General features: G+C 61.7%; 1 protein-coding gene. It reads right to left on the reverse strand.

Going from position 1 to position 577, the window contains the following annotated elements:
• Positions 1 to 577 (reverse strand): MCE family protein (locus E0T84_RS31600; RefSeq protein ID WP_138746428.1); only part of this gene is annotated, 577 nt, incomplete at both ends.

The following is a 577-nucleotide window of genomic DNA, read 5'->3' on the forward strand; positions in this document are numbered from 1 at the left end:
GCATCGGCATAAACCTCACCCAAATCGGCCAGACCCGCAGTGTCACGCCGGATCTGGGGCATCCGCTGGTTCAGATCCCCCAGGATCTCGTTGCCGTGCACGATCGACTGACCGAACTTGTCACCCAACCCGTCGAGGGCTTGCGCGGTGGCCGTCAACGTCTGGTTCAACTTGATCGGATCGATCTGCTCAGAGATCGCGGTGATCGTCTCGAACAAGGTGTTGAACTCCGTGGTCACCCCTTGGGCACGAATCGGCGTGCCCGGCGTCAACCGCTGCGACGACGGGTTGGGCGGCGACAGGAACGAGATGTACTTGTTGCCGAACACCGTGGTGGCCCGCAGCTCGGCGGTCACGTTCTCCGGGATCAGCTTCAGGTACTGAGGCTTGACGTCCAGGGTCAGCTTGGCCTCGAGGTCGTCATCGACATTGACCACGTCGATGGACGCCAACCGGCCGATCGGCACACCGTTGAAAGTGACCTTCGAACCCGGATCCATCGACAGACCAGCCCGCCCGGACAACACCGTCAGCTGCGTCTTGTCCTCGAAGGACCCACGGAACTGCATCCAGGTCA

Source organism: Mycobacterium sp. DBP42, assembly GCF_005924235.1.
Classification (GTDB): Bacteria; Actinomycetota; Actinomycetes; order Mycobacteriales; family Mycobacteriaceae; genus Mycobacterium; species Mycobacterium syngnathidarum.